Here is a 1175-nt window from a genome sequence, read left to right as displayed (position 1 = left end):
CAGTAAGCACAAGCATGAGCAACAGCGTGTCTGCTTCAATCAGTGCAAGTCAATCAGCAAGCACAAGCATGAGCAACAGCGTGTCTGCTTCAATTAGTGCATCTGAATCAGCAAGCACAAGCATGAGCAATAGCGTGTCCGCTTCAATCAGTGCATCTGAATCAGCAAGCAACAACTCAAGTAGTACTTCAGTTTCAACAAGTACTTCAGTAAGCTTGAGTAACAGCGTAAGTACATCTACATCACTTAGCAATAGCGTTTCAAACAGTTTGAGTACAAGTGAGTCACAACAATCTAACTCATTCAGCTATAGTAAGGGTGAGCCAACAAGCGAATCTAAGCCAGAGTTTAACCTTCCTAGCTACCTTGAATCTGTAAGTGCAAGTGAGTCAGTCTCAACAAGCGCAAGCATGAGTGACAGCGCAAGTACCTCAGCTAGCTTGTCCGACAGTGCTTCAATCTCAAGTGCTACAAATCACTCTCAAGCACCTAAGCCACAGCCTGCACAACCAGGACAAGTCAAAGTTACTCCAAACGCTAAGGCTTTACCAAATACAGGAACTGCAAGTAACCAATTTGCTGGTCTTGGATTAGGAGTAGCTGCCTTGGTAACTGCCTCTCTTCTTGGTAAGAAGAAGAGATCAGCAGCTTCTGAAATGGATTTAGAAGACTAAGTTCCAAAAATCGGCTACAATGAAATTTTGTTGATATCATTTTAGCGATGAAAATAAGAACCCCGGATGGCTCAAGGCTATCTGGGGTTTTTGGGCTCTTTTCTACCATTTGTCAAGTCTATCAAGGCTTTAAGTAAAAAAAGAGATAAGACAGTAGCTATTCTTAAGACAGTAGCTATTCTGAGGTTACTGTCTTATTTTTAACACTTTTTGATCNATAAANGGGCATGCTAAAAAACACCTCATCTGGTATTTTTTGAAACAAGGGGTTACAATAATACGGCATAGACAGCCTTATCGATTTTGGGTCAAAGAGTAATCGTAAAGTTTGTTATGCGTTATGAGGTAATACATTGTTCGAATGAGACGATGTATAGAGGCAATCGTATGTGGCTTAGTTGAAGCTATTGTCGATTGTCTTTTTCGTTTCTCATAAAAGTCAGCGATATGGCAGGGATTGGTATGACTAGCTGAAGCTATGTATGACTAGCTGAAGCTATG

At 41.0% G+C, this 1175-nt stretch carries 1 protein-coding gene and 1 pseudogene; one reads left to right on the top strand and one right to left on the bottom strand.

Translation table 11 applies throughout. The features are described from left to right. On the top strand, nucleotides 1-674 hold a 674-nt coding region (locus tag D8872_RS10620), incomplete at its 5' end, for an LPXTG cell wall anchor domain-containing protein (protein WP_260471701.1). Between the two features lie 294 nt (nucleotides 675-968). Here D8872_RS10620 and D8872_RS10615 read toward each other — a convergent pair. Beyond that, nucleotides 969-1154, bottom strand: a pseudogene (locus D8872_RS10615) (IS110 family transposase); the annotation flags it as partial. Nucleotides 1155-1175: the final 21 nt, after the last annotated feature.

Origin of the sequence: Streptococcus cristatus (assembly GCF_003943815.1) — a bacterium.
GTDB classification, from domain to species: domain Bacteria; phylum Bacillota; class Bacilli; order Lactobacillales; family Streptococcaceae; genus Streptococcus; species Streptococcus cristatus_F.
This window is presented reverse-complemented; position numbering and strand designations above follow the sequence as displayed.